This is a genomic window from Blautia sp. AM23-13AC (genome assembly GCF_003435675.1).
Taxonomy (GTDB): Bacteria; Bacillota; Clostridia; order Lachnospirales; family Lachnospiraceae; genus Fusicatenibacter; species Fusicatenibacter saccharivorans.
Map to the genome: position 1 here is coordinate 38,855 of NZ_QTUL01000007.1, position 26,459 is coordinate 65,313.

At 48.3% G+C, this 26,459-nt stretch carries 26 protein-coding genes; 19 read left to right on the plus strand and 7 right to left on the minus strand.

What is annotated here, in order from left to right; translation table 11 throughout:
• Positions 1-78: 78 nt before the first annotated feature.
• Positions 79-978, minus strand: a complete 900-nt coding sequence (locus tag DW642_RS09420; RefSeq protein ID WP_158555008.1) for a LysR family transcriptional regulator — start codon at positions 976-978, stop codon at positions 79-81.
• A gap of 229 nt (positions 979-1,207) precedes the next feature.
• Here DW642_RS09420 and DW642_RS09425 point away from each other — a divergent pair, with 229 nt between their 5' ends.
• From DW642_RS09425 to DW642_RS09450, 6 genes are all read left to right on the plus strand, one after another.
• Positions 1,208-2,677 carry a UbiD family decarboxylase gene (locus DW642_RS09425; protein WP_055226200.1) on the plus strand — a complete coding sequence of 490 codons (1,470 nt, stop codon included), beginning with the start codon at positions 1,208-1,210 and terminating at the stop codon, positions 2,675-2,677.
• Between the two features lie 74 nt (positions 2,678-2,751).
• Positions 2,752-4,152, plus strand: a complete 1,401-nt coding sequence (locus DW642_RS09430; protein WP_117510024.1) for a subtype B tannase — start codon at positions 2,752-2,754, stop codon at positions 4,150-4,152.
• 18 nt (positions 4,153-4,170) lie between these two features.
• Positions 4,171-4,746: a UbiX family flavin prenyltransferase gene (locus DW642_RS09435; RefSeq protein WP_117510025.1), complete on the plus strand. Its 576-nt coding sequence runs from the start codon at positions 4,171-4,173 to the stop codon at positions 4,744-4,746.
• Positions 4,740-5,108 carry a prenylated flavin chaperone LpdD gene (locus DW642_RS09440; RefSeq protein ID WP_199596440.1) on the plus strand — a complete coding sequence of 123 codons (369 nt, stop codon included), beginning with the start codon at positions 4,740-4,742 and terminating at the stop codon, positions 5,106-5,108. Before DW642_RS09435 ends, DW642_RS09440 begins: the two co-directional genes overlap by 7 nt.
• A gap of 147 nt (positions 5,109-5,255) precedes the next feature.
• Positions 5,256-5,687, plus strand: a complete 432-nt coding sequence (locus tag DW642_RS09445) for an RrF2 family transcriptional regulator (protein ID WP_055226207.1) — start codon at positions 5,256-5,258, stop codon at positions 5,685-5,687.
• Between the two features lie 214 nt (positions 5,688-5,901).
• Positions 5,902-6,528, plus strand: a complete 627-nt coding sequence (locus DW642_RS09450) for a GntR family transcriptional regulator (RefSeq protein ID WP_055226212.1) — start codon at positions 5,902-5,904, stop codon at positions 6,526-6,528.
• Positions 6,529-6,623: 95 nt separating this feature from the next.
• On the opposite strand, the gene DW642_RS09455 is transcribed toward DW642_RS09450, so the two are convergent.
• Complete coding sequence (locus DW642_RS09455; RefSeq protein ID WP_117510026.1) at positions 6,624-7,382, minus strand: response regulator transcription factor; 759 nt, start codon at positions 7,380-7,382, stop codon at positions 6,624-6,626.
• An 84-nt stretch (positions 7,383-7,466) separates the two neighbouring features.
• Positions 7,467-9,134, minus strand: coding sequence for a sensor histidine kinase (locus tag DW642_RS09460; protein WP_158555009.1), 1,668 nt, complete (start codon positions 9,132-9,134; stop codon positions 7,467-7,469).
• Between the two features lie 403 nt (positions 9,135-9,537).
• On the opposite strand from DW642_RS09460, the gene DW642_RS09465 reads away from it, so the two are divergent.
• From DW642_RS09465 to DW642_RS09480, 4 genes are all read left to right on the plus strand, one after another.
• Entirely contained in the window at positions 9,538-10,494 is a 957-nt protein-coding gene (locus DW642_RS09465) for an ABC transporter permease (RefSeq protein ID WP_055226218.1), read from the plus strand.
• An 11-nt stretch (positions 10,495-10,505) separates the two neighbouring features.
• Positions 10,506-11,396, plus strand: a complete 891-nt coding sequence (locus DW642_RS09470; RefSeq protein WP_055226220.1) for a carbohydrate ABC transporter permease — start codon at positions 10,506-10,508, stop codon at positions 11,394-11,396.
• Between the two features lie 73 nt (positions 11,397-11,469).
• Entirely contained in the window at positions 11,470-13,170 is a 1,701-nt protein-coding gene (locus tag DW642_RS09475; RefSeq protein ID WP_117510027.1) for an ABC transporter substrate-binding protein, read from the plus strand.
• Positions 13,171-13,292: 122 nt separating this feature from the next.
• Complete coding sequence (locus DW642_RS09480; protein ID WP_070103170.1) at positions 13,293-14,222, plus strand: nucleoside hydrolase; 930 nt, start codon at positions 13,293-13,295, stop codon at positions 14,220-14,222.
• Between the two features lie 9 nt (positions 14,223-14,231).
• Here DW642_RS09480 and DW642_RS16785 read toward each other — a convergent pair whose 3' ends face one another.
• Both DW642_RS16785 and DW642_RS09485 read right to left on the minus strand, forming a co-directional pair.
• Positions 14,232-14,351: a DUF6783 domain-containing protein gene (locus DW642_RS16785; protein ID WP_368250375.1), complete on the minus strand. Its 120-nt coding sequence runs from the start codon at positions 14,349-14,351 to the stop codon at positions 14,232-14,234.
• Between the two features lie 57 nt (positions 14,352-14,408).
• Positions 14,409-15,701 (minus strand): L-cysteine desulfidase family protein, encoded by a 1,293-nt coding sequence (locus DW642_RS09485; protein ID WP_117510028.1) that lies wholly within the window; start codon positions 15,699-15,701, stop codon positions 14,409-14,411.
• Between the two features lie 199 nt (positions 15,702-15,900).
• On the opposite strand from DW642_RS09485, the gene DW642_RS09490 reads away from it, so the two are divergent.
• The 3 genes from DW642_RS09490 to DW642_RS09500 all read left to right on the plus strand — a co-directional run bounded on the left by DW642_RS09490 (position 15,901) and on the right by DW642_RS09500 (position 18,143).
• On the plus strand, positions 15,901-16,296 hold the full coding sequence (locus DW642_RS09490; protein WP_330377069.1) for a BrnT family toxin: 396 nt from the start codon (positions 15,901-15,903) through the stop codon (positions 16,294-16,296).
• Positions 16,283-16,477 (plus strand): hypothetical protein, encoded by a 195-nt coding sequence (locus DW642_RS09495; protein ID WP_055226225.1) that lies wholly within the window; start codon positions 16,283-16,285, stop codon positions 16,475-16,477. The genes DW642_RS09490 and DW642_RS09495 overlap by 14 nt, the downstream gene beginning before the upstream one ends.
• 136 nt (positions 16,478-16,613) lie before the next feature.
• Positions 16,614-18,143, plus strand: a complete 1,530-nt coding sequence (locus DW642_RS09500; protein ID WP_117510029.1) for an alpha-N-arabinofuranosidase — start codon at positions 16,614-16,616, stop codon at positions 18,141-18,143.
• Between the two features lie 60 nt (positions 18,144-18,203).
• Here the strand turns inward: DW642_RS09500 and DW642_RS09505 are convergent, their stop codons facing one another.
• Positions 18,204-18,506, minus strand: a complete 303-nt coding sequence (locus DW642_RS09505) for an AzlD domain-containing protein (RefSeq protein ID WP_330410127.1) — start codon at positions 18,504-18,506, stop codon at positions 18,204-18,206.
• On the minus strand, positions 18,496-19,239 hold the full coding sequence (locus DW642_RS09510; RefSeq protein WP_117510030.1) for an AzlC family ABC transporter permease: 744 nt from the start codon (positions 19,237-19,239) through the stop codon (positions 18,496-18,498). Before DW642_RS09510 ends, DW642_RS09505 begins: the two co-directional genes overlap by 11 nt.
• Positions 19,240-19,595: 356 nt before the next feature.
• On the opposite strand from DW642_RS09510, the gene ispE reads away from it, so the two are divergent.
• From ispE to murI, 6 genes are all read left to right on the plus strand, one after another.
• Entirely contained in the window at positions 19,596-20,477 is an 882-nt protein-coding gene (gene ispE, locus DW642_RS09515) for a 4-(cytidine 5'-diphospho)-2-C-methyl-D-erythritol kinase (RefSeq protein ID WP_117510031.1), read from the plus strand.
• The gene (locus tag DW642_RS09520; RefSeq protein ID WP_055221789.1) at positions 20,464-21,177 is read left to right on the plus strand and encodes a GntR family transcriptional regulator; all 714 of its coding nucleotides are present in this window, start codon (positions 20,464-20,466) and stop codon (positions 21,175-21,177) included. Before ispE ends, DW642_RS09520 begins: the two co-directional genes overlap by 14 nt.
• A 144-nt stretch (positions 21,178-21,321) precedes the next feature.
• The gene (locus tag DW642_RS09525) at positions 21,322-22,854 is read left to right on the plus strand and encodes a spore germination protein (protein WP_117510032.1); all 1,533 of its coding nucleotides are present in this window, start codon (positions 21,322-21,324) and stop codon (positions 22,852-22,854) included.
• Between the two features lie 3 nt (positions 22,855-22,857).
• The gene (locus DW642_RS09530) at positions 22,858-24,594 is read left to right on the plus strand and encodes a GerAB/ArcD/ProY family transporter (RefSeq protein WP_117510033.1); all 1,737 of its coding nucleotides are present in this window, start codon (positions 22,858-22,860) and stop codon (positions 24,592-24,594) included.
• 96 nt (positions 24,595-24,690) lie between these two features.
• Positions 24,691-25,437 carry a stage II sporulation protein R gene (gene spoIIR / locus DW642_RS09535; protein ID WP_117510034.1) on the plus strand — a complete coding sequence of 249 codons (747 nt, stop codon included), beginning with the start codon at positions 24,691-24,693 and terminating at the stop codon, positions 25,435-25,437.
• A gap of 197 nt (positions 25,438-25,634) precedes the next feature.
• Complete coding sequence (murI, locus tag DW642_RS09540) at positions 25,635-26,459, plus strand: glutamate racemase (RefSeq protein WP_055221779.1); 825 nt, start codon at positions 25,635-25,637, stop codon at positions 26,457-26,459.

The window sequence follows — 26,459 nt, forward strand, 5'->3', positions numbered from 1 at the left end:
TGCTATTAACCATAGGTCTGTCTCATGCTGCGTCAGCGTTACGCCGCTGGCATGTTTGAAAGCACCAGAAGCGTGTTTTTATACGGGATTTTGAATAAAAAAGACAAATGATTTCAGCGTCTGTGCAGAGATATTTCCCGGCTTTTTTGATGCTTTCATTTTGAGCGGATACGCGGCACCGATCACAAGAGGCGGTGCGTCGCGCAGAGGAACGGCGGTGACGTTTGGGTGGTGGAACAATGCAAAGTTACTCCCGGCAAACAGGCTTAAGGCTTCGCCGACTTCCACGGAGCTTATTATGGATTCCAGGCGGGCAGTGCGCAGGATGTGCGGTTTTTGGTCTGCCTTTTCAAATAGTTGCATACAGAGCTGATAAATCGAGGTATAGGGATGCATAAGAATCAGAGGTTCTCTGGCAATGTCAGCGATTGTCAGGGAAGATTTTTCTGCAAGCGGATGATCGATGGGGAGCATCACACAGAGACGATCCTTTGCGAGAGGTACAAAGTGATATTTCTGCGGTGAGATCATGGAATCCCGTGCAATGACAAGATCAAAACGACCGGACTGCAGACCGTCCATCAGCTCGTTTTCTTCACACTCTTCCAGCATCAGTTCAACCTCCGGATGCGTATGTGCGAAAGCGCGGATGCGGGAGGTGAGATGATACTGCGTCAGAAACGGAAGAGAGCCGACGCGGAGCGGCTGGCGTTCCGACTCTTTAAAGTGGCGCATTTTCTGCAGCATCTGATGATACTGGCGGGAGAGCTCTGAGGCTTCCTGGCAGAACAGCTCGCCTGCCGGAGTCAGAACCGCCTGGCGGCGGGTGCGGTCGAAGAGGGTGAGATTCAGTTCGGATTCCAGCTTCTGGATCTGCTTCGAGAGCGTGGACTGTGCGATATGAAGATTTTCTGCAGCTTCTAAAAAAGTGTCGCATCGGACGGTCATCAGAAAAAAGTCGATCTGTTCCATGGTCATAAGAGAGAACCTCCTTTTGAAAATCATTCTATTTCATTCATTCCATTCTGGAAACAATTGTACCACAGATCGAATTGATTCCACAAAGGTTTCTTTTTAAAATAAAAAAGGATAAAACATGCAGCAGGGAAAGTGGATGGAGAGGATCCGATGGATTTGCTGGCTGAATGGAGTACAAAAAAGAACATTCTATGAGACAGTTTTGATTTGGGGAATAAGGAGAATGATTATGGCTGAAAAAGTAAGAGATCTGCGCAGTGCGCTGGAACGATTGAAAAATATGCCGGGACAGCTTGCCGAGACGGATGTTGCAGTTGATCCGATGGCGGAGCTTGCCGGAGTTTACCGCTATGTCGGCGCGGGCGGAACGGTAAAACGTCCGACGAAAGAAGGACCGGCAATGATTTTCCGCAATATCAAAGGCCACCCGGACGCAAGTGTTGCGATCGGTGTCCTGGCGAGCCGGAAGCGTGTGGCTGCACTTCTGGACTGTGAGCCGGAGAATCTTGGGAAAATGCTGTATCACAGCGTGGAAAAGCCGGTTGCACCGGTGGAATTTCAGGGTGCGCCGCCGTGTCAGGAGGTTGTGCATCTGGCGACGGATCCCGATTTTGATCTGAACCGCCTCGTCCCGGCACCGACCAACACGCCGGATGACGCAGGCCCGTACATCACGCTTGGCATGTGTTACGCTTCCCACCCGGATACCGGGCTGCACGATGTGACGATTCACCGTCTCTGTATTCAGGGAAAAGACGAACTTTCGATTTTCTTCACGCCGGGTGCACGCCATATCGGCGCGATGGCAGACCGTGCGGAGGAGCTTGGCCAGAAACTGCCGATTTCCATCAGCATCGGCGTCGATCCTGCGATTGAGATCGGTTCCTGCTTTGAGCCGCCGACAACACCGCTTGGTTACGATGAGCTTTCGGTTGCAGGTGCGCTGCGGAAAGAGCCGGTGGAACTGTGCCATTGCGTTTCGGTAAATGAGATGGCAATTGCGAATGCAGAGTATGTGATCGAGGGCGAGGTTATCCCGGGCGTGCGTGTGCAGGAAGATCAGAACAGCCACACCGGTTACGCCATGCCGGAATTTCCGGGTTATACCGGTCCGGCGAGCGATCAGTGCCGCCTGATTAAAGTAAAAGCGGTAACACACCGGCGAAATCCGATCATGCAGACCTGCATCGGACCAAGCGAGGAACATGTTTCCATGGCGGGCATTCCGACGGAAGCGAGTATCTATGGCATGGTAGAAAAAGCAATGCCGGGACGACTCCGGAATGTGTACTGTGGTTCTGCGGGCGGCGGAAAATATATGGCTGTTCTTCAATTTAAAAAGCTTGGTCCAAGTGATGAGGGAAGACAGCGTCAGGCGGCGCTGCTGGCTTTTTCTGCATTCAGTGAACTGAAACATGTATTTCTCGTGGATGAGGACGTGGACTGCTTCGATATGAACGATGTCCTTTGGGCAATGAACACACGATTCCAGGGCGATGCGGATATCATCACGATCCCAGGTGTCCGGTGTCATCCGCTCGATCCGTCAAACGATCCGACGTGTTCGCCATCGATCCGCGATCACGGAATTGCATGCAAGACAATTTTTGACTGTACCGTGCCGTATGATCAGAAGAAAAGATTTGTGCGGGCGAGGTTTCTGGAAGTTGATCCGAAACACTGGCTGGACGAGGAATAAAAGCATGTTTTGCAAAAAAGTGTTATATTGTGTTCTAAAAAGTATATTTTGTCAAAAAAGGAGAGTAGCCTGATATGCTGAAATTTGAGAAAAACGATTATACAATAGAAGAAGTAACACTGTGTGGCGAGACGATCCGGTTTCGGGCGTTCCGCGACCTGATTTATGTGGAAAAACCGGTTAATGAAGAGTTTCAGAAGATGAATCTTTTTGTGCCGGAATGCTATTATGAGGGAGCATCCCTGCATGGCTATGATTTAAGGAGCGCGCCGGTTTTCATGCCGAATACGGTCGGCGGCTACATGCCGGGTCCGGCGGATGAGCCTGGAAAGAATCCATTTTTACAGGGCAGACCCAACACGATTTTTCGTGCACTGCAGCACGGCTATGTTGTGGCATCCCCGGCAATCCGCGGCAGAGTGCAGAAGGGGGCAGATGGCCGGTACAACGGAAAAGCACCATCCTGCGTAGTTGATTATAAAGCGGCCGTGCGATATCTCCACTTCTTCGCGGATGAGCTGCCTGGCGATGCGAGCAAAATTATCATCAATGGAACAAGTGCCGGAGGTGCGCTGTCATCCCTGATGGGAAGCACGGGAAATCACCCGGACTATGAGCCGTATCTGCAGGCACTTGGCGCGGCGGATGCCGGAGATAACGTGTTTGCGGCTTCCTGCTACTGCCCGATCACAAACCTTGAACACGCAGACATGGCGTATGAATGGGAATTTTGCGGAGTAAATGATTTTCACCGTGCCAACATGAAAATGGATGAGGGCGGCCGCCCGGTTTTCACACCAGTGGATGGCGAGATGACGAAAGAACAGATCCTTGTTTCAGCAGAGGAAAAAGCAATGTTTCCGGCATATGTAAACAGCCTTGGATTGAAGGATGAAAACGGAGATCCACTGACACTTGATGCAGATGGAGAAGGATCCCTGAAGGAATATGTAAAACGCGTTGTGATGGAATCTGCGCAGAGAGCATCTGACCAGGGTGTGGATTTATCAGATAAACCATGGCTGATCGTCGAGAACGGCAAAGTGCAGGGCATGGATTTTACCGCTTATGTCAAAGACATCACCCGGATGAAAACGGCACCTGCTTTTGATGCGCTGGATCTGGAAAGCCCGGAGAATGATCTGTTTGGAAACGAGACGACAAACTGCCGTCACTTCACGGAATACAGCACAGCACACACGAAAGCACAGGGCGCGTGTGCGGAAGCAGAAGTTGTGAAAATGATGAATCCAATGGAATACATTATGGACGAAAAAGCAGAAAAAGCACAGCATTTCCGCATCCGCCACGGCGAGTGCGACCGCGACACCTCTCTGGTGATCTCGGCGATGCTGACGGCAAAACTGCGCGAGGCGGGCTGTGAGGTTGATTACCATTCCCCATGGAATACGCCGCATGCAGGCGACTACGACCTCGACGAGTTATTCGCATGGATCGATGGAATCTGTGGATAAAAGGAAGGAACGAGACGGATGGCTGTGGAAAAACGGATTGTAGTTGGCGCTTCCGGGGCGAGTGGAATGCCGCTGCTGATGAAGTGCCTTGAAATTCTGCGGGATAGTGAGGAATACCGTTCCCTTCTGGTGATGAGCCGCAGTGCAAAGCTGACGCTGGAACAGGAGACAGACTGGAGTGTTTCGCAGGTGGAAGCGCTGGCAGATGAAGTGCTCGAGCAGGACAACATCGGTGCAGGCCCGGCGAGCGGGTCGTACCGGACAGAAGGCATGGTGATTGTGCCGTGCAGCATGAAAACGGCGGCCGGTATTGTAAGCGGATACACCGACAATCTGCTGCTGCGCGCGGCGGATGTGACCATCAAAGAAAAACGTCCGCTCGTGCTGGCAGCGCGGGAGACACCGATGAGTGAGATTCATCTGCGGAATCTGTACGAGCTGTCACGCATGTCAAATGTGTGGATTGTTCCGCCAATGATGACGTTTTATCAGAAACCGGAGTCGATTGACGATATGGTGACGCATCTGGCGGCGAAGCTGCTGTCGCCGTTCGGCGTGGAAGTGAAGGAGTATCGGAGATGGAAGGGATGCTGACGAAAAAGGCAACAGCCGCAGGATGCATGATGGAAGTGACGGTAATGAAGATTGGTGAGGACTTTCAGATCTGTCTCGCCGGAGGAGAAAAGCCGCATATCGGCTGTGTGGTGCAGGCCGTACCACGGGAATCGCTGACCGGAGACGGGAGCTGGAGTGCGACTTCCTCGGTGTGGAACCGCACCGGACATAAAGATGAGGTACTGTGCCGGATGCTGGCGGAAAAAATCTGTTGTGCCTGCCGTACCGTGACCGTCTGCACCGGTGGCGTGCATATCGATGGAATTACCGGAGAGCAGATCCGGGAGATTGTGGATGCGGTAGAGAAGATGGGAGAAGAGATTGCGCAGGATTTGAGATGATAAGTAAGCATGGAAAGCGGATAAAAAGTCATTGCATTTTTCGGACATGCTTTGGTTTTGTGTTATATTTCCTATTGAATATGTAGAGAATATGGGATAAAATAAAAGAAAGTATTTTTATCATGACATATATTCGGAGGAAATAAAATGAAAGTTTCGACAAGAGGACGGTATGCGCTTCGTCTGATGCTGGATCTGGCACTCAACAATACCGGCGAACCGGTGCGTTTGAAAGATGTGGCAAAGCGGCAGGAGATTTCGGAAAAATATCTGGAACAGATCATCTCGATTTTGAATAAAGCTGGTTTCGTAAAAAGTGTGCGCGGCCCGGCGGGCGGTTATTCCCTGAAACGAAAGCCGGAAGAATATACCGTGGGAATGATCCTGCGTCTGACCGAGGGCAGCCTTGCGCCGGTGGACTGTGTAGAAGACGGCGCCGACTGCGGCAGGGAAGATCAGTGCGTTACGGTGATGCTCTGGAAAAAACTGAACGATGCCATCAACAGTGTGGTGGACAATATTACGCTGGCAGATCTGGTAGAATGGCAGATGCAGAAGTCGAATGAGTATGTAATCTGACGGCAGACAGAATAAGCGATAACGTCCAATGAGGGAACAGAAGAGGGAAAATGGTGAAAACATCATTTTCCTTTTTTTTACCGGTAAAAATCTGGGAGCACGGCATTTACAAGCAAAAAAAAATTTGTTAAGATAAAAAATAGGGCGCATTTGGAGAAGAAAAAAATCAGGATGCGCAAAAGTGAAGAAAATAAAAGATAAGGAGTTTCCCCTTATGAAAAAACAACAGGAAAGCCTTAAAAATATGGTATATCAGGCCATTTTGAACGGCATTTTTACCGATGAATATAAACCCAATCAAATTATCAACGAGCAGGAGCTGGTACAGAAATTCGGCTGCAGCAAGACACCGATCCGTGAAGCCCTTGTGACGCTCTGCAATGAGGGAATCCTCCGCAGCTTCCCGCGCTTCGGCTACCAGGTTGTCAGCGTGTCCCGCGAAGAGGCACAGAATATTCTGGATTTCCGCCTTGTTCTCGAGGGCGGATATCTTCGTCAGTCGATCGGACATATCACCGAAGAAAATCTGGCGGAGCTTGCCGAGATTGATGAGAGATGCAAACAGAGCACCGACAGCGTATGGGATCACTGGGAGGCAAATACAGCATTCCATCTGAAGCTGATTTCCTTCTCCGGCAACGCTTACGCATATCAGGAGCTTGAACGCACCATGAACGTCTTAAAACGCGCTTACGCCCAGTTTTACTGGCAGACCTGGTCCAACGTAAACCCGGCACTGGACATTGCGCATCATAACGATATTATGCAGAGTATCCGGGAGAAAGATCTGGAGAAGACGCAGAACTATCTGAAAGAGGATCTGGCGGATTTTTGTGGGTAAGAAATGAGACAGAGTGTATGGAAACGAAGAATTCCAATACACTCTGTTTTTTTGTGCGCTGGAGACCTTTTCCAGGCACGCTCCAGGGCTCGTGATTATCCATGAAAATGCTTCTCCCGATACTGCTGCGGTGTCACTCCACTGCTTTTCTTGAACTGCCGGTAAAAGTAGGAAACGTTTGCGATTCCGATCTGGTCACAGATTTGCTGAGGGGAGAAGCTGGTGGTGGCAAGCAGACGTTTTGCGGTTGTCATACGTTCGTCCATGATGTAGCTACTGAGCGACGCTCCTGTTTTCGTACTGAAAATGTGGGACAGGTAGTCCGGGTTCATGTGGATTTTCTCGGCGATGGAGGTGCGGCCCAGTTCAGGATCGGAAAGATGCGAACGGATATAGTCCTTGATGACGCTGATCGGGTCCGAGGCATCGGTGGAGAGGTGCTCTTCCATATTCAGCCGCTCTTTCTCATACCATGCATTTTTTTTCACCTCCTGCACAGCCGCCGCCAGCTTTTCCATAAACTGATCCGGGTCGATTGGTTTTAACAGGTAGGAGAAAATATGTAAATTCAGCGCTTCCTGCGCATAATCAAATCGCTGATGGCCGGTCAGAACGAGTACGATGGGATGAAAATTGTTCTCATGCAGCCATTCCACTAACTGCAGACCGGTTTCGCGCGGCATTTCGATGTCAGTCAAAAGAATATCAATATCCTGGGAACCCTCAAAAATTCGTTTTGCCTGGCTGGCACTGTAGGCAGGAAACGCCTGCTCAATCCCGAGCGCCGACCAGTCTGTCGTTTCGATAATGTTTTTCACAATATAATATTCATCATCCACTACTAAAATGTTCATTGTAAAAGCCCTGTTCCTTTCTTCCGTTTCGCATGGATTTGAATCGTTACAAAAAGCAAGCCGAAAGCCTTTTTCAAACAAGCTTTAGCTCTCGTTTCTTTTGCCGGGGACCTGAGGTGTGTCGGAAGCATGTGAAAAAAGAGGTTCCGATGTTTCAATTTTGTTTTCCGGCGGATTGCCATCCTCCCGGTATGGAATGTATGGAATCGTAACCTCTGATCTTGCACCCCATCCGGGTTCGTTGGAAAAATGCGCATGGGCTTTTTCTCCATAAACAAGATAAAGCCGTTTGAGCAGATTGTAGGTTCCGATTTTTTTTCCATCAAAGTCATGAACCTGCTGGGAAACTGGCCGGTTCAGGTATTCCAGATCCTCTTCAAAATAACCACTGCCGGAGTCGAGATGAGTGAGAACCACATATTTTTCACCATTGCGCTCCACAAGGCTGCCGGTGATACGGACACGGAGCTCTTCGCCCATGATCATGTTGTGCTTGATGGTATTTTCTGTAAACATCAGCAGAATGATCGGAAAAACAGAAGCATTCCTGCATTTCTCATCCACATGGATTTCCCAGTTCAGACAGCCTGGAAACCGCAGTTCTGTCATCTCCAGAAAATTTTCTACGTATTTCAGTTCTTCTTTCAAAGGAACGGCTGTCTTATCCTGCAGGGTGTACCGCAAATGATTCGAAAGTGTGCGGACGAATTCATTTGTGAGCCGCCTTCCTTCTTCCGTGAATGGCATTGATGCGATTGCGGAGAGACAGTTGATCAGAGAGTGCGGCGCTACCTGGGATTTCAGATACTGAATCTCCAGTGCCTTCAGATTTAATTTATCCTCATAAACATTGATTTTTAACTTCTCAATTCGATTCATCAGCTTATTCAGTGTTTCACCGATTTCCAGAACCTCCTCACACCGCTCATTGGAAAGATCCGGGTGCGGCACCTGTTGTTCCTCTTTGACCTGTGATGCCATTTTCCGGATCAGATCAAGAGGCTTTGAAATCAGGTGTTCATAGGAAACGGTCCATAAAAGAGAAACCACGAAAATCAGCAGAGCACCCCCGAGCAGAAGCTTGAGCATATTGTAAATAGGAGTGTTGACTTCTTCGGAGGGGATGAGTGCATTTAAGGAGCAGGTAGAAGAAGGAAGCTTTTCAGCGACCTGTAAATATTGTATACCGTCCTTTCCGCGGATCCGATGAGGTTTCTGGGTAGAAAAGTCGGTAGACAGTTTAAAATCGGACCAGCTTTCGTTGTCGTATGGAATACCATTTTCATCAGCAAACAGAAAAATGGTATTTGAATCATCAAATGGAGTATTCAGTTCATCCAGACGGATCCAGGCACCAAGATAGCCATGGAGATCATTGATAATTCGGATCAGATAGGTATGGCGTTCCAGCTCTATATAATACCAACTCTTGAAGTTGAGAGCGGAGGCGTCCTCTCCCGACTGACGTAAAAGCTTTTTCATGTAGGAACTACAGTCATTGGAGCCCCCATTTTTATAGCGGCAGACAAAATGGTCGTTTGCTTTTCCATAAACAAACATACCGTCAATGTCTGTCATGTAACTTAAAGTATTATCCAAAAGCCTGGAGGCTTTAATCTGGGAAATCACTGCGTTTGGGTTGTTTTTGGAAGTGATCGTATCGACAACATCAGTATTGTTATTAGCGAATTCCCAGAGACAGTTTTCAGCAGTTTCCATACTCTTATTTAACTGCTGGACATAAAGATCCATTGTCTGATGAATTCCCTGGTAGGTTTCATGCTGAAGCTGTTTGGAAATATAAAAAATTAAAAACAGCAATAAAATACTGAACATTATTAAAATACGCATCCAATACCAAAATGCTTTTTTCTTTAGGGAATATATTTTGTGTTTGTGCATAGTGTGGTCAAAAAAATTGAAGTTTAGTGAAAAAGTACGATGTTTTGATGAATTCAAGAAGGATGCCTCCGTAATTATATATAATTTGCACATAGATTCTAAGAAAAGTGCAATAAAACCTAAGCAATGTGAATTGCTAAAAAGTTTATTAAAATTATATAATAACAACAGTTGATAGTCAAAGCAATTTTGTTCGAACATACTTGCAACGACAAAAAAACGAGAAAACAAAGAGGAAACGAGGAGGAAAAACATGGCATCTTTAAAAAAATCCCATGCATCATCCGGGAGCAGCCACAGCAAAGCAGCAAAATTCAAACGATACCTTCCGCTGTATCTGATGTTCCTTCCAGGCGCGATCTATCTGCTCATTAACAATTATATTCCGATGGCAGGCATTATCGTAGCATTTAAGAAGTACAATGCCCGTTTGGGAATCTGGAAGAGCCCGTTCTGCGGACTGGCGAACTTTGAATTTCTGTTTGCATCATCGGATGCATGGACTATTACAAGAAATACGTTACTTTACAATCTGGCGTTTATTGTTCTGAACACGGTAGTCGGAATTATTTTTGCAATCTTTATCTGCGATACGTTTAATAAAAAATTAAAGAAAATTTATCAGAGTGCAATCTTGTTTCCATATCTGATGTCGGCTGTTATTCTTGGCTACATTGTATATGCATTTTTAAGTCAGAGTACAGGTATTGTAAACAATTCGATTTTAAGTGCACTTGGAAAAGATGCTGTGAACTGGTATGCAGAACCGAAATACTGGCCGTTCATTCTGATTTTTGTAAATACCTGGAAGGGTGTAGGATATGGATGTCTGATCTACATATCTACCATCAATGGCATTGATCCGTCTCTGTATGAGGCAGCTTCTCTGGATGGCGCAACCAAATGGCAGCAGATCAAAAACATTACGCTTCCATTCCTGAAACCAACCGTAATCACCCTGACATTGATGAGTGTCGGCCGTATCTTCTATTCCGATTTCGGTCTGTTCTATCAGGTACCACGTGATTCAGGACTTCTGTACTCGGCAACCAATGTTATTGATACCTACGTATACCGCGGCCTGATGAAATCCGGAAATGTCGGAATGTCTGCAGCAGCCGGCTTCTATCAGTCCATCATCGGATTTATCATTGTCCTTACCGCAAACGGAATCGTACGTAAAGTCAGCAAAGAAAACGCAATGTTCTAAGGAGATCACGTATGAAAGAAAAACCATTTTCCAAATATCAGATTTTAGCAAACGCTGTCATGATTATCTGGACGCTTGCCATTATCTTACCGTTTATTCTGTTATTTATGTCTTCTATTACAGATGAAAACACACTGGTAGCGAATGGATACTCCTTCTTTCCGAAGAAGTTCTCCCTCGCGTCCTATTCCTACATCATCAAATCCGGAGGTCAGATTTTGAAGGCCTATGGAGTAAGTATTGGTGTCACGGTAGTCGGAACTCTGTTGAATGTCCTTCTGTCTGCTCTGATGGCCTATCCTTTGTCAGTAAAAAATCTTCCGGGCAGAAATGTGATGATGTTCTTCGTGTTCTTTACCATGCTGTTCAACGGCGGTATCGTTCCATCTTACATTATGTGGACAGGTACCTTCCATATCAAAGATACGATTTTTGCACAGCTGCTTCCAAACTTCCTGCTTTCTGCATGGAATGTTATGATGATTCGAACTTATTTTACCACAAGCATTCCGGATGGATTATACGAGGCGGCAGAGATTGACGGTGCAAGCCAGTTTACCATCTTCTGGAAAATCGTACTTCCGCTTGGAAAACCGATCTTGGTAACAATGGGCACCTTTGCAGGCCTTGCTTACTGGAATGACTGGACCAATGGTCTGTACTATATCGTTAAGAATACAGGTCTGTACAACGTACAGAACCTTCTGAACCAGATGGTACAGAATATTCAGTTCCTGACACAGAGCTCCAACTCGAATGTGACAGCAGCTGCATCGACCATTCCGGCAACGGGAATCCAGATGGCAATCGCATTTGTAGCAATTCTGCCAATTATGCTGATTTTCCCATCTTTCCAGAAATATTATGCAAAAGGTATCGCTCTTGGTGCAGTCAAAGGCTGATACAGATGGAATGAATCATTAGCAGCGAAAAGGGCTGCTTCGTGATAAACTTATTTTAAGGAGGAATTTTTATATGAAAAGAAAAATGCTTGCTGCTTTTCTGGCAGCGACAATGGTGGGCGGCCTGCTTGTCGGCTGCGGAAACAGTGGAGACACTTCCGGCTCATCCAAGAGCTCTTCTGGAACAACATCAACAGCATCGGCATCTGGCGAGGCAGATGCTTCCGTAACAAAAACAGAGCTTGGTGAGTATACGGAAGAAAATCCTTATCATCTCGTATTTGCCTTCGTCGAGTTCTACGAGCAGGATGACGCAGCACGTACTGCAGTACAGGATGCATTGAATGAATATATGATTCCGAAATACCATATTGAAGTGGAATTTCTTCCACTGCAGTATGCAGAATATCAGCAGACGATTCAGCTGATGATTTCCGGTGGTGATGAGCTGGATGTTATGCCAATTTATTACAGCAATGCTTCCAGTTGGATTGCAATGAATGGTATTGTCGACATGAATCAATATATGGATACTCCGGAAGGACAGGCCATTAAGGATGTACTTGGTGAGGCAAATGCAACGGTAGGTTCCATGAATGGTATTCTGTTCGGCTTCCCGGCACAGAAGGAATCGGTTGAACTTGGTGGTCTGACTATGAGAGCAGATATCTGTGATGAGCTTGGTATCGCAGAAGAATATGGTTTGGAGCTGAATCAGGATGAATACACCGGAAAAGTGTATGACTGGTCGGTTGCAACTGAAATTTTCAAGAAAGTAAAAGAAGCACATCCGGAAATGACACCTCTGTATCTGCAGGGAAGTGCAAGCCCGATGAGACGTCTTGCATTTTTCGACGAGTTAGCGGATCAGTTCGGTGTTCTGGACTGGGAGGCTGATCATGACTCCACAACCGTAGTGAATGAGTTTGAAACCGATACTTACAAAGAAGCAGTAACCCAGCTGGCGGAATGGTTTGATGCAGGATACATTTATCCGGATGCGTTGACGGATACACAGGGATCTGCAGTTATGATGAAAGCCGGAAATACGTTCTCTTATATGTCAGCAATTAAACCGGGCTATCTTGTTGAGGCAAAGGCATCTACAGGAACAGACTGCTATGCAATGTATTTTGGACAGGATGTAGAAGGTGGATATTCAACTACAAACGTAAGTTTTTATGATACTGGTATCGCAACCAACAGTGCGGATCCGGAAATGGCCTTTAAGTTTATCTCCGCGCTGTATACAGATCCGGAGGTTATGAATCTGTGGCAGAATGGTATTCAGGATGTAAACTATAAAGTTTTGGATGATGGTACTGCTTATTATGTAGATGGTGAAGATGCTTCTAACTTTAAATATCATCAGAATACAGGATGGTTTATGGGCAATCAGTTTAACACATACGTATGGAATGATGGTTCCAAGGATGCAAATTACTGGGATAAACTGCAGCACCATAACGACTGGGCACAGTATTCACCGGCATACGGATTTATGTGGGATTCTTCTGAATACTCTACACAGATCACAGCTCTGCAGAATGCACTGAATACGTATCGTCCAGCACTTGAGACAGGCTCTGTCGGAGTTGCTGGTGTAGAAGAAACACTCCAGAAACTGAATGATGCGCTGTATGCAGCCGGACTGCAGACTGTTATGGATGCAAAACAGGAGCAGCTGGATAAATGGCTGGATAAAAACGGAGGAGCTACAGAAACTCCGCAGTCTAACCTTGATACGATTGCAGCAGCAAAAGAAGCAAACTAACGAAAGATCAACATTAGGTATAATTAGATCTAAGGCAAATCCGCCCGGAAACCGTAAAGCTGTGCGGTCTTCGGGCGGATTGCTTTGTATGTTTTTGGCTTTTACAGCAGAAAGGATTTACTATGAAAAAAATGAATTACACATTTTCCGTGCCGGACAACAAACGCGTGCGTATGATTGTCAGCACAGACTGCAAAAATGAGGCGGACGACCAGTTCGCACTGGCACATCACCTGATGACACCGATGTTTATTCTGAAAGGCATCGTTCCGTGTCACTTCAACATGTTCTCCCGCGATTATGGCGATGGCCACACGGCACAGGCGAGCATGGACGAGGTCAATAAAGTGCTGGATCTGATGGATCGGCAGGGCGTATGCCCGGTCTGCAAAGGATCGGAATTTCCGATGAAGGACGAGCAGACTCCGGCCGTGTCGGATGGCGCAAAGCTGATCGCCGAAGAAGCCATGAAAGATGATCCGCATCCGCTGTTCATCGCCTGCCAGGGAGCACTGACCGACGTTGCCTCCGCACTTCTGATGAAACCGGAAATCGCAGACCGCATGACCGCCATCTGGATCGGCGGAGCACCGTATCCGGAAGGGGGAGAAGAGTTCAACCTCCGCCAGGATATCGCAGCTGCAAACGTTGTGATGAAATCCGGCATGAAGGTATGGCAGGTTCCGTCTACCGTATACAAGAAAGTAACAGTTTCTCTTGCCGAGCTGCAGCTTAATGTTCAGCCATGTGGAGAAATTGGAAATTATCTGTATCAGCAGATGGTAGACTTTAACAACACCTTCTATCAGTTCCAGGAATGGCCGCACGGCGAAATCTGGGGTCTCGGCGATTCTCCGACAGTTGGGTTGCTGCTGGCAGAGGTACAGCGTACCGACCTCTATGAAATGGTAGAAGCGCCGGAAATCAGCTATGAGGACATGAGCTATCACTTCACCGGAAAGAACCGCAAAATTCGCGTTTACCATGATCCGAATGCGGAGCTGACGTTGAGAGACTTTTTTGCGAAACTGAAATTGAATTATGGGATGTGACAGGGACTGCTAATCAAAATCAGAGCCTGTTTGAAAAAAGCTTTCCACAAGATGTGTGTCACAATTTATCGGAAATTTTGTTCGACAGAGGGCGTCGCAGCGGGTTTTTGTATGGACAGAAAGAGCAATATAAAAACAGCCATCTGTGCAAGTTTGTCCAGATGGCTGTCTATCGTAATACTTTCGTTATTTACACACTTCGTCAATATCCACACGGTCGATCATAATATTCAGGATTTCCGTATCGGTATCTTTCATGCCGACTCTTCCGATGTATCCCATACTCTTGATCGTATCCTCGACATCTTCCCGCACGATACCTTCGCCCGGCTGGAAACTTCTGTGATGCTGGCCCATGTAGTGGGCGAGAATAGCAGCGTCAACAGCGGATGCAATTTTCGCCGCACAGGAGGATTTTGCGCCGTCGCAGACAATACCGCCGACGTTTCCAATGGTGTTGACGATCGTCAGACTGACATCTTCATAAGTTCCGCCAGAAAGATAGGTAATGGCGGCACCGGCTCCACAGCCTGCGCTGACGGCGCCGCAGTAAGCGGAAAGACTTCCAATATATTTTTTCTGATGAACCGCAATCAGGTTGCTGACAACGAGTGCGCGGTACAGTTTTTCCTGGGAAACGTTCCATTCTTTTGCAAACTCAATGACAGGAAGGGAAACGGTCATGCCCTGGTTTCCGCTGCCGGAATTGATGACGACCGGAAGAGAGCAGCCGCTCATACGCGCATCGGAGCCTGCCGCTGCACGGGCGCGGGCGCGGATTTTTACGTCATTGCCGTATTCATTCAGCAGCGTGCGGCCAACCTGTGCACCGTATGGATGACGGAGACCTTCATCGGAAATGGCAGAGTTCATGGTGATCTGACGGTCAAGAATTTCTTTGATGTCTTCGATCTTCACAGTATCGGCAAATTCAAGAATATCCTTGACGTTCAGCACACTTTTATCAACGTATTCAGGGGAATCCTCATGAGCCGCAATCTGATAAAGTATCTCACCATCTTTTACGATGCGTGAAATCAGGGTATGACGGTTTACAATCGTTACCTCCGCGCTGTGCTCTCCGGCAATGACTTTTGCAACAATGTAGAGATTCTCTACGCCTTCTTTTAAAGTACAGGTACAGAATTCCTGCTGTACCAGTTCTTTTGTCTTTTCAATATCTGCCTCGGTCACATCTTCAAGTACTTCAAGTTCACGTTCGGCACAGCCTCCGACGACGCCAAGCGTTGCCGCAACATCAATGCCCTTCAGACCGTTGGAATTTGGAACTTTAACACCCTTTACGTTTTTGATGATGTTTCCACTGCAGCAAAGCTCGATCGATTCCGGCATCTGTCCGAGTACTTCGCGTGCTTTTGCTGCCGCATATGCAATGGCAATCGGCTCTGTACAGCCAAGCGCCGGAACAAGCTCGTTTTTTAAAATCTTTACATAACTGTCATATAATTTCTGATCCATGAAAATTCTCCTGTATAGTTTTTTATGCGTTATCAACTGGTAAATCTTGCATTTCTTTCTGATTATACTATTGATATATCACTGATAATATCAGATGTCAAGTAGAGAATTGCAATTTGTGAATTAACATCATGCATTGACGCAGAAAAGAAAAGATGATACGATAAAAACAGTAAAATACTGAAATCGGAGGTAATCATTGGAGAATAGCAAAACTGTAACATTTTCACTTGGTGGAATGATTTTCGAATATGATGAGAAAAAGAATAAAATTAATATAGAAAAACATGGAATTTCATTTAAAAGTGCTGCCCGTGTATTTTTTGATTATGATCGAATAGAATATTATGATGAGGAAAATAGTAATGTTGAAGATCGATATGATATCATAGGTGATTTATCTGCAGGGACAGCGCAAATAGAGCGTAATACAGAGATTATGATCGGAAATATAAAAAGTGATGATGTTTTGTTTGTAGTGTATACGGAAAGAATACGGAAAAATGAAAATGGGGCAGAAATAGATGTGACAAGATTAATCTCTGCAAGATATGCAACCAATTTTGAAAGGGGGCTTTATTATGGTAAATACTAAAGAAATGACAGAAAGCCTGATAAAAGAACTCGCTTTTTCAGAAGAAGAATTAAGGGAACTAAAAGCAGCAAAAGAAAAACCTATTGTATTTGATGAAGATTGTCCGGAAACGACTCCAGAACGGGCGCTAAAATTTCGACGGGTAAATCCGCCGAGGGGAGCAGGCAAAAAAAGAGCATAAAAATTTGTGATCTCCGTAAAACCAGAAAATCCTAGTTTTACGGAGATCTTTTCAGAATAAATTGTATTTTCCTTTAAAGTGTCCTATACTGAAAAGTAGCAAAAATACACACCACCCTTTCATTTGGAGGATTTTTATGCAGAAGATTACGTTTCGAAAATTAGCTGGAGAAAAATATATTTACCCGGAACTGCAGGGACACTTTATCGAGTTTCTTGGCTCCTGTATTTATGATGGAATCTGGGTTGGAGAGGATTCGGAAATTCCGAATTATCATGGAATCCGAAAAGACCTTGTGGATGCATTTCAGAAGCTGCACCCGCCGGTGATCCGCTGGCCGGGCGGATGCTTTGCGGATGTGTATCACTGGCGGAATGGTATTGGCCCGCGGGAGCAGCGGCCGGTTACATACAATGAAAACTTCGGTACTTTCGAGACGGATCCCAATCAGTTCGGTACACACGAGATGATGGAATTTTGCGAGATGATCGGCGCGAAGCCATGGTTTAATATCAATATGATGACCGGCTCTCCATCCGAGATGCGAGAGTGGATGGAGTACTGTAACCGCAAAGAGCCGACGGCACTTTCGCAGGAACGAAAAACAAACGGCCATGAAAAACCGTTCGAGATTGAATACTGGGGTATCGGAAATGAAGTATGGGACGGCGGTGGAAAAATGACGCCGCAGATGTATGCGAACGAATACCGGAAATTCAGTTCCTCCTGTCCGTCGTTTGGAGGCGGCGATCAGGCATTTTCCATGAAATGCATCGCCAGCGGCCCGGATGGAAATAAGCCGAAAGAACGTGCTGCGTGGACGAAAGACTTTTTTAAGGAGATGGGAAAATACCGTATGCCATCGCTTTACGGCTATGATCTCCATTTTTACAACTGGAATCTGAAACAGCTTCAGACAGAGAAAAAGTTTGATGAAAAACAGTGGTATGATGTGATCAATGGATGCAAAGAGCTGGAAAATGTCATTCACGAGCAGCGCCGCCTGATAGACGCTGGTCTTGAGGCACTTCCGAAACCGGAGGGTCCGTTCCAGGCGGCACCGAGAAAATGTGAACTGATTGTCGGTGAGTGGGGCAACTGGCACAGCAGTGCGTTTAATGCACGCCCGGCGCTGTATCAGCAGTGTACGATGCGCGATGCCGTTACAACCGCACTGACGCTCGACATCTTCCACCGCAATACCGGGGATGTGCGCATGGCATGTGTGGCACAGTCTGTCAATGTCCTGAATTCCCTGTTCCTGACGGATGGTGAGCATTGTATTCTGACACCAAACTACGATGTGTTCGATATGTATCAGGTGCATCAGGGTGCGTATACGCTTGGCTTTGAGGAAAAGAACAAAGATCCTGAGGTCTGCATCTTTGCTTCGATCAAAAATGATGATATCTACGTCAACCTCGTAAATACAAGCTACAGCGAATCAAAGAAAATCGAATTGAAATTCAAACAGTATCCGGAATTTGTTGAGGCCAAAACACTGTACTCCCAAGATCCGCAGAACTACAACGATGCGAAACATCCGAACCGAGTCCGCTGCAAAGAAGGAAAAGCACCTGCACGGGAAAAAGACTCCTTCCAGATTGCACTGCCGGCGGCTTCGGTCAGCGTTTATCATTTCAGAAAAACAGAAACAGAAAAGTAATACATACAAAACGGGCCGCCCCGGGGAAAAGGATTGTTCCCACAGGGCGGCTCATTTCTATTACAAAAACAATTCAATCACAAACACCACGGCACAGCATGCCACCGAAACCTGAAACAGGCTTGCACCAAACCATGCGGCTGCGATGCCGACGACAAGCGCGAGTGCGCCGGAAACAGGGCTCTGTGTTGCATGGACAATCGCCGGGAAGGTCATGACTGACAGCGTCACGTATGGAACGTAGTACAGAAACGACTGAATAAACTGATTTTTAATCGGCTTCCGAATCAGCGTCAGCGGCAGAATCCGGATTGTGTAGGAAACCAGAGCCATGACGGCGATATAGATATAATTATTGTACATCAGCATTTTCCTCCTCTGTCTTTACCGGGAACAGGATAGCTCCGGCGCAGGAAATCAGAACGGTGAGCAGAATCGTTCTGGTTCCGTCGGAGAGAGTGGAGATGCCCGGGAGATAGCTGCAGATAAAGCTTAAGAAAAAGCTGACGGCAACAAGACCCGCTACCACACGGCTCTTTCTCGCCGGGGGAATGATGATTGCAAGGAACATGCCGTACAGCGCCACGCTTAAGGCACTGACAGCGCGCAGCGGCAGCAGATTTCCGGCAATAATGCCAAGAGCCGTGCCGATCGACCACGCGGGAGCAGCGACGAGAATGGCACCGTATGTATAATATGGATTCAGCCAGCCCGGGCGCGCGATTGTGATGCCAAACAGTTCATCCGTTACATCGTAACCAATGAGAAAACGGTGGAAAAACGGCGTGTCCGGCGAAAAGCGCTGGGCAAGCGCACAGCTCATCAGAAGATACCGCGCATTGGCGATGAGCGTAATGATAGCGACCTGCAGATAGCCTGCGTTGGCGGCAATCAGTGTAAAGGCAGCGTATTCTCCGGCGGAAGCATTGTTGAAAAGACTGGCGAGAAAGCCCTGAAAAGGACTAAGACCTGCCTTACGCGCTGCAATGCCGAGCGAAAACGAGACCGCAAAATAGCCAAGCCCGATCGGAATACCATCGCGGATTCCATTGATCAGAACCTGGCGGGAAAATGAATAAGATCTTTGTGAACTCATAAAAAATTACTTCCTTCTCCTGCGTAAAAATCAGAGTTTGTTTGAGAAACCTTTCCGTAATCTGGGATTCGCAGCTTACGAAAAGGTTTTTTCAGACATGGTCTGATACCAGATTGCTACGTGCTTTGCACTCTCGCAATCTTCTGGTGAAAATTATAGCAAGTTTCGACAGGTTCGTAAACTCTTATTTTGTTCTTGTTCGTTTCACGCAGCCACTGCTTACACCTGCGTTTCTAAGTCTGTTGAACTGAATTGTATAAAATTATGTACAAAAACAGAAGATAACGCTTGAAAATAGAAGAAAAATCCATTAATATCTATGTATACAAAAAACATTACCGAAGGTGGTGCCTACGATGAAACTGCGTGCGCTTGCAAAAATAAATCTTGGTCTTGATGTGACCGGAAAAAGAGAGGATGGTTACCATGAAGTCCGCATGGTAATGCAGACGATCCAGATGTACGATCAGCTGGAAATAAAGGAGAGCAAAGAACCTGGCATAAGGCTGACAACCAATCTGCCGTTCCTTCCGTGTAATGACGGAAATCTCGTATACAAAGCGGCCAAGCTTCTGATGGATGAATTTGATATCCATCAGGGAGTCGATATGAACCTGACAAAATTTATCCCGGTAGCGGCCGGCATGGCGGGCGGAAGCTCGGATGCGGCAGCAGCACTGGTAGGAATTAACCGCATGTTTCAGCTTGGTCTGACAAAACGCCAGCTGATGGAGCGGGGTGTGCAGATCGGAGCGGATGTTCCGTACTGTGTGATGCGCGGTACAGCGCTGGCAGAAGGAATCGGCGAAAAGCTGACATCCCTTCCCGGCGTACCGATGTGCTACGTGCTGATCGGAAAACCGGGCATCAATGTTTCGACGAAATTTGTCTATGGAAACCTGCATCTTGATGAGGTGACGGAGCATCCGGATATCGACGGCATGGTAGAGGCGATCCGAAATCATGACCTGTACGGCATCACGGACCGCATGGGAAATGTGCTGGAATCCGTGACGTGTCCGGCGTATCCGGTGATCGATGAGATCAAGGCACAGATGATGAAAAACGGTGCGGTCAATGCGATGATGAGCGGCAGCGGCCCGACCGTATTCGGCATTTTCGACGATCCGGACAAGGCAGAATTTGCCCGCGATCAGTTAAAAATAAGCGGACTGTCGAAACAGACATTCCTGACTACTGTATCAAAACCGGGAGGTACAAAGTATGGCAAAAAATGAGTTAGACCTGCAGATGGAGGATTATCAGTACCTTCCGCTCCGCGATGTCGTGTTCCGCACGCTGCGCCAGGCGATTCTGCGCGGGGAGTTAAAGCCGGGTGAACGGCTGATGGAGATCCGGCTGGCAAATCAGCTCGGCGTTTCACGTACGCCGATCCGTGAAGCGATTCGCATGCTGGAATTGGATGGCCTTGTAATCATGGTGCCGCGAAAGGGTGCACAGGTGGCGCAGATCACGGAAAAAGATCTGAACGATGTGCTGGAGGTGCGGCTCGGACTCGAGGAGCTGGCGGTAAAACTGGCGTGTCAGCGGATTACAGAGAGCGAACTGCAGAAGCTTTATCAGGCATCGCGCAGCTTTGAACAAATGCTGGAGACAACAGAGACGGATGATCTGCAGAAGCTTGCACAGGCAGATGTGGCATTCCATGATGTGATTTATCAGGCGACGAACAACGAGCGCCTGATTCAGCTGCTGAACAATCTGCGGGAGCAAATGTACCGTTACCGGATTGAATATTTAAAGGATGTAAAATCCCGACGTTCCCTGGTCGAGGAGCACGATGCCCTCTATGAACGTATGAAAAATCGGGATCTTGCAGGCGCACAGAAGATGATCCGCGAGCATATCGAGCGACAGCAGGAGAGTATTATGCAGACCGTACATCACCAGAGCATGACGGGTGTAGAAGAAAAATAAAAGCGTATAAAATTTCGAAAAAGGAACATTCTGTTACAGAGTAAAAAATCGTGACAGAATGTTTTTTTATGAAATTTTGCAGAGTATATTTCTCCAGATGGTTTTTCGGAAGCTTTCAAAAGGAGGAGAAGGAGGGACGCAGGCATGGAAAAAGAGAAGACGCAGATTTCACTCACACTGGCGGAAAATGAAAGCGTGATCCGTACATGGTGTGAAAATTGCGATGATATTCAGATCCGCCCGATGAAACTCGGCAAAACGGGCGGAACCGGTGCGCTGCTGATCTACGTAGAAGTGGCGGTGAGCTGCGTTATGTTGAAGGATTCCGTGATCGGGAAGCTGTTGAACCGTCTGATGGAGGTTCCCGAGGCAGATATCCCGGGGGCTCTCTCGGAAAATCAGCTCGGAATTTCGGATGCACTGGAATTTGATACCATGGAAGCTGCGTTCGCTTCCATGCTTGCGGGAAATGCAATTCTTTTTGTGGATCATTATGACCGTGCAGTCAAGATCGGATCGAAGGGTTATCCCAATTTAGGAGTGCAAAAAGCGGAGTCCGAAAAAGTGCTGCGCGGCTCTAATGAAGGTTTTTCCGACTCTGTCAAAACCAACACGGCACTCGTCCGCAAGCGTCTGCGGACCACCGATCTGAAAGTGGAGGAGATACATTTTGGTGCGCGTTCTGATACGGTTCTGGCTCTGGTGTATGAGAAAGAGTTGATTTATCCGAAATTTCTGGAAGAGGTAAAACAGCAGATTGCCGGCTGGGAGGTGGACGGCGTTTTTGACAGCGGCATGGTCGAGCAGCTCTGCGAACCGCAGTGGAAATCGCCGTTCCCGCGATTCGAGACGACCGAACGGCCGGACCGCGCGGCGATGGAGATTCTGGACGGAAGAATCCTGCTTTTATGTGATAATTCCCCGGTCGGGATTCTCTTCCCGGCATCATTTGACAGCTTTTTAAAGGTCAGTGAGGACCGGTATCATCATTTTCTGATCGTCTCATTTGAGCGGCTGCTGCGGTATGCGGCGGTCTTTCTCGCCCTGTGGATTTCGGGCGGATACCTGGCTGTCACGGGCTTTCACACGCAGGTGCTTCCGACCAAACTCCTGCTGGCGTTCGCCGAAGCGCGGAAAGGCGTTCCGTTCCCCGGCATTCTGGAAATTCTTCTGATGGAATTTGCTTTTGAACTGATCCGCGAGGCCGGTGTGCGCATGCCGGGGCCGCTTGGCGGGACGATCGGAATTGTGGGCGGGCTGATCATCGGAGATGCAGCGGTTTCCGCCAATCTGGTGAGCCCGATGACCGTCGTTGTGGTTGCGGTTTCGGCGCTCTGTTCGCTGGCGATTCCGAACGAAGAGTTTGGTGCGCCGTTCCGGCTGCTGAAGTTCGGCTTCATTTTGCTCGGCGGATGGCTCGGCATTTTCGGCATGGTGCTCGGCACGTTTCTTCTCGCGGGTCATCTTGCCGGGCTTACGAGTTTTGGCATTCCCTATCTGATGCCGTTCGTCGGGAAAGGACTTGCGGGCTACCATGCGCCGAAGGATTCCGTATGGCGGCCGCCGCTGCATCAGATGCGGGAGCGGCCGGTCTTTACAAAGCGCAATCAGAGAGTGCGGCTGCGGAAAAACAGAAAAGCTGCGGAGCCGGAAGAAAAACAGGAAAGGGGAGAGTGACGCATGTTTTCGGAAAATGACAGAATTTCACAGCGCCAGATGGAACGCCAGATCGTGCTCGTTCTGCTCTGCCCGGCGTTCTGGCAGCTCGCGGCGTACAGCGCATCGGACGGCCTGCCCGGTATGGCAGGGATTTTCGTTGGATATGGGCTGCTGGCGGTGTGGTGCATTTATCTCGTGCGCCTTGGCGGGCTTTACTGCCGCCTGGAAAGCGTGATGGGAAAGGCTGGGAAACTCCTTCTGGCAGTGATGTATCTGTGTTATCTGCTTTTCCTCGGCGGAACACTGCTTCGCAGAATGGCAGAGCTTGCCGCCGCGTATCTGACAGCGGGTGTACCGCAGGAGCTCTGCGGACTGTTTCTGCTCGCGGCGGCCGGGTTTGGTGTCGGCAGTGAAGTACAGAAAAGAGGACGGCTGGCGGAAGCACTCTATCCGTGGATTGTGGGCGGGATTTTGATTCTGCTTCTGCTGACGGTTCCGCAGATGCATTTTTCCTCGTTTGAGGATGCCTGGAAGACAGCAAAGTCTGTTGAAATTGTGGATAACGGAATACTTTTTGGGTGGAATGTGTGGAGAACACTGGAAAATGGAACACCGATTGCGCTGCTGCCGTTTTTACTGGGGCATGTGCAGAAAGAGCACAGGAGTGTCATTCTTCCGGTGACGCAGAGTATCTGGAAAACGGGGCTTCTTGTAATTGCAGGAAGCATGGCGCTGCTCGGCGTTTTCGGCCGGCGCGGCACGGCTGCGGCGCAGGACCCGCTCTTACTGTTAATGGCAGGAACGAGCCTGCCAGGTGGATTTCTGGAGCGGTTTGATATTCTGTGGATGGCATTTCTTTTGATGGGACTGCTGTTCACACTGGGAAGTCTGCTGTTTTACGTATCGCTGATCGGAGAGAAGACGGGACTGTGGAAACCGCAGAATCTCTATGTACAGATCGGTACAGTGCTTTTTATATGGCTGCTGTCATGCGCGGAAAGCGGCTGGTCGGTCCGATACGGTTACTTTCCGTTTTTCCTTGCCATCACGGTGCTGCTCGGCTTCTGCCAGAAGCATATGAAAAAACTGCGGCTTGTGTGTCTGGCGCTGGGCAGTATGATTTTCCTGTCATCCTGCGGGGCAGTAGAGCCGGAAAAGCGGCTGTATCCACTGGCGGTTGCCTTTGATTATATGTCGGAAGAGGCGACTGCGCCGGAAAACAGTGAAACTGGGGAAGAAACCGGGACGGCGGTCAGTGAGAGCGGCGGAGAAAAGGAGACGGCTGGCGGTAAATGGCGCGTCTGGTATGCGCCTGCGAATCTTGCGGTGGTGACCGGCCAGGGAAAGGATGAGCAGGAGGAGGGAACCGACGAGGACCCCGCATCGCTGTTCTTTGAAGCGGAGACGTTTGAGGAGATTGCGCAGCAATATGACAGCACAGAGGAATATGATCTCGACACCGGACACGTCCAGGCGATTGTATTTTCCGATGCACTGCTCAGTGACCGGGGACGGATGGAAGAACTGTTGAAGTACCTGGAACAGGACCGTGCGCTTGGACACAGTGCCTATCTGTTTCACGCAGAAAAACCAGAAGATATCATGGAGCAGAACGGAAAACAGGTGGAGTCCGTCGGTGAGTACCTGTGCGGAATTTATGACAACCGGGTGAAAAGAAAAGAGGCGGTGACACTGGCGGACTTGTGCTATGCGTTGGAAAACGAAAGGAGCATTCCGTGGATTCCGAAAGCGCCGTAAAAGGTTTAAAGTGTATGGAATATCGGAGCGGGTAGTGAGTGTCTGTGTATAAAAGTTTTGAAATCCGGCAAAACTGGAAAAAACAGGAGGCAGCATATGAATGAGAAAAAAGTACAGAGCCGGAAACGGAATCAAAATCAGACACAGAAGAAATCCAGGGACAGGCAGGCGCAGCCCCGAAATACATTTGGGAACCAGCATAGAAGTCAATTCCAGGCGGCATTTCAAATTTTCTGCCGCCGCTGGCTCCCCGTCTGCATTGCGGCGCTGATCCTTTCCGGAACCGCCAATCTTCTCCGCGAGTCCCGTCTGCAGCAGGAAGTCGCTGCAAAGATCGTGCGCTTTCACGTAAGAGCCAACAGCGACTGCGCCTCCGACCAGCAGATCAAGCTTCAGGTACGCGATGCCGTTGCCGAAGAACTGCAGACGATCCTGCACGGAGCCGAAACAAAAGCAGAAACCGAAGAAATCCTGCGTGAAAACGAGCCCTCCATCCGTGCCGCCGCCCTTCAGACGCTGCGCGCAGGAGGCAGTACTGACGATATCACCGTAACGTACGGAAAAGCCAGTTTTGAGGAAAAAGAAACGGGCAATTATATTCTCCCCGCCGGAACGTACGACGCTCTTCAGATCAACATCGGCAGAGCCAAAGGGCATAACTGGTGGTGCATGCTGTATCCGTCCATATGCTTTTCGGATGCCCTGCGCCCCGTAAACGAGGACGGCGAAAGTGCAGAAAAAGTCGAAAAAAGCCGGATTCCGCTGCAGAATCTGTTGAGTGACGCCGCCTACCGCGAAATCCTGAAAAGTGACCGGATTTCGTTCCGGTTTTTCTGGCGTTAAGCGGATTTTTCGAAAGACTTTCAAGAGAAATGATTGCAATATTCCTCCATTCGGGTTAAAATAATGTATCAGCGACCTATTTTAACCAGGGTCGTGAAATGAAAAAAGAAATGTAAAAATTCAGATATATTAAATATAGAAATGAACCCCATTCGGCATGACAAAAAAGTAATGCCGGATGAAAAATGGAGGAAAGTATGAAAGCAGACAGACAGGCGCCGATCGGCGTCTTTGATTCCGGTGTTGGCGGACTGACCGTAGTGCGTGAGATTATGCGAAACCTGCCCGACGAACGAATCGTATATTTTGGAGATACTGCGCGTGTGCCGTACGGTTCCAAATCGAAGAACACCGTCATCCGTTATTCCCGTCAGATCGTACACTTTCTGGAAACCCAGCAGGTCAAGGCAATCGTCATCGCCTGCAACACCGCAAGTGCGCTGGCACTCGATACGATCGAAAAAGAGATTGATCTCCCGATCATCGGCGTGGTAAAACCGGGTGCACAGATGGCCGTCGAGACGACGCAGAACAAGCGCGTCGGCGTCATCGCAACCGAGAGCACTATTCAGAGCGGCCTCTACCAGCAGCTCATTACCGAGGCAGATCCGGCGATCACCGTTTACGGAAAACCGTGTCCGCTGTTTGTGCCGCTCGTGGAAGAGGGCTGGACAAAAGATCCGATCACCGAGGAAGTGGCGCGCCGCTATCTGGCAGAGATTCTGGATAAAGACATCGACACGCTGATTATGGGATGCACCCACTATCCGCTGCTGCGTTCTCTGCTGCGGAAAGTAGTCGGAGAAAAAGTAACACTCGTCAACCCGGCATACGAAACCTCACAGGCACTGCGCAGACTGCTGCGGGAGCTGGATCTGGAGAATCCGGGAAACGATGAGCTGGGCCGTCAGAAATACCAGTTCTTCGCAAGCGACGGCGTGGAGCGGTTCAATGCCTTCGCACATTCCGTTCTGCCGGAGCAGATCAGCGATACGAAACAGGTACAGATTGAAAACTATTAA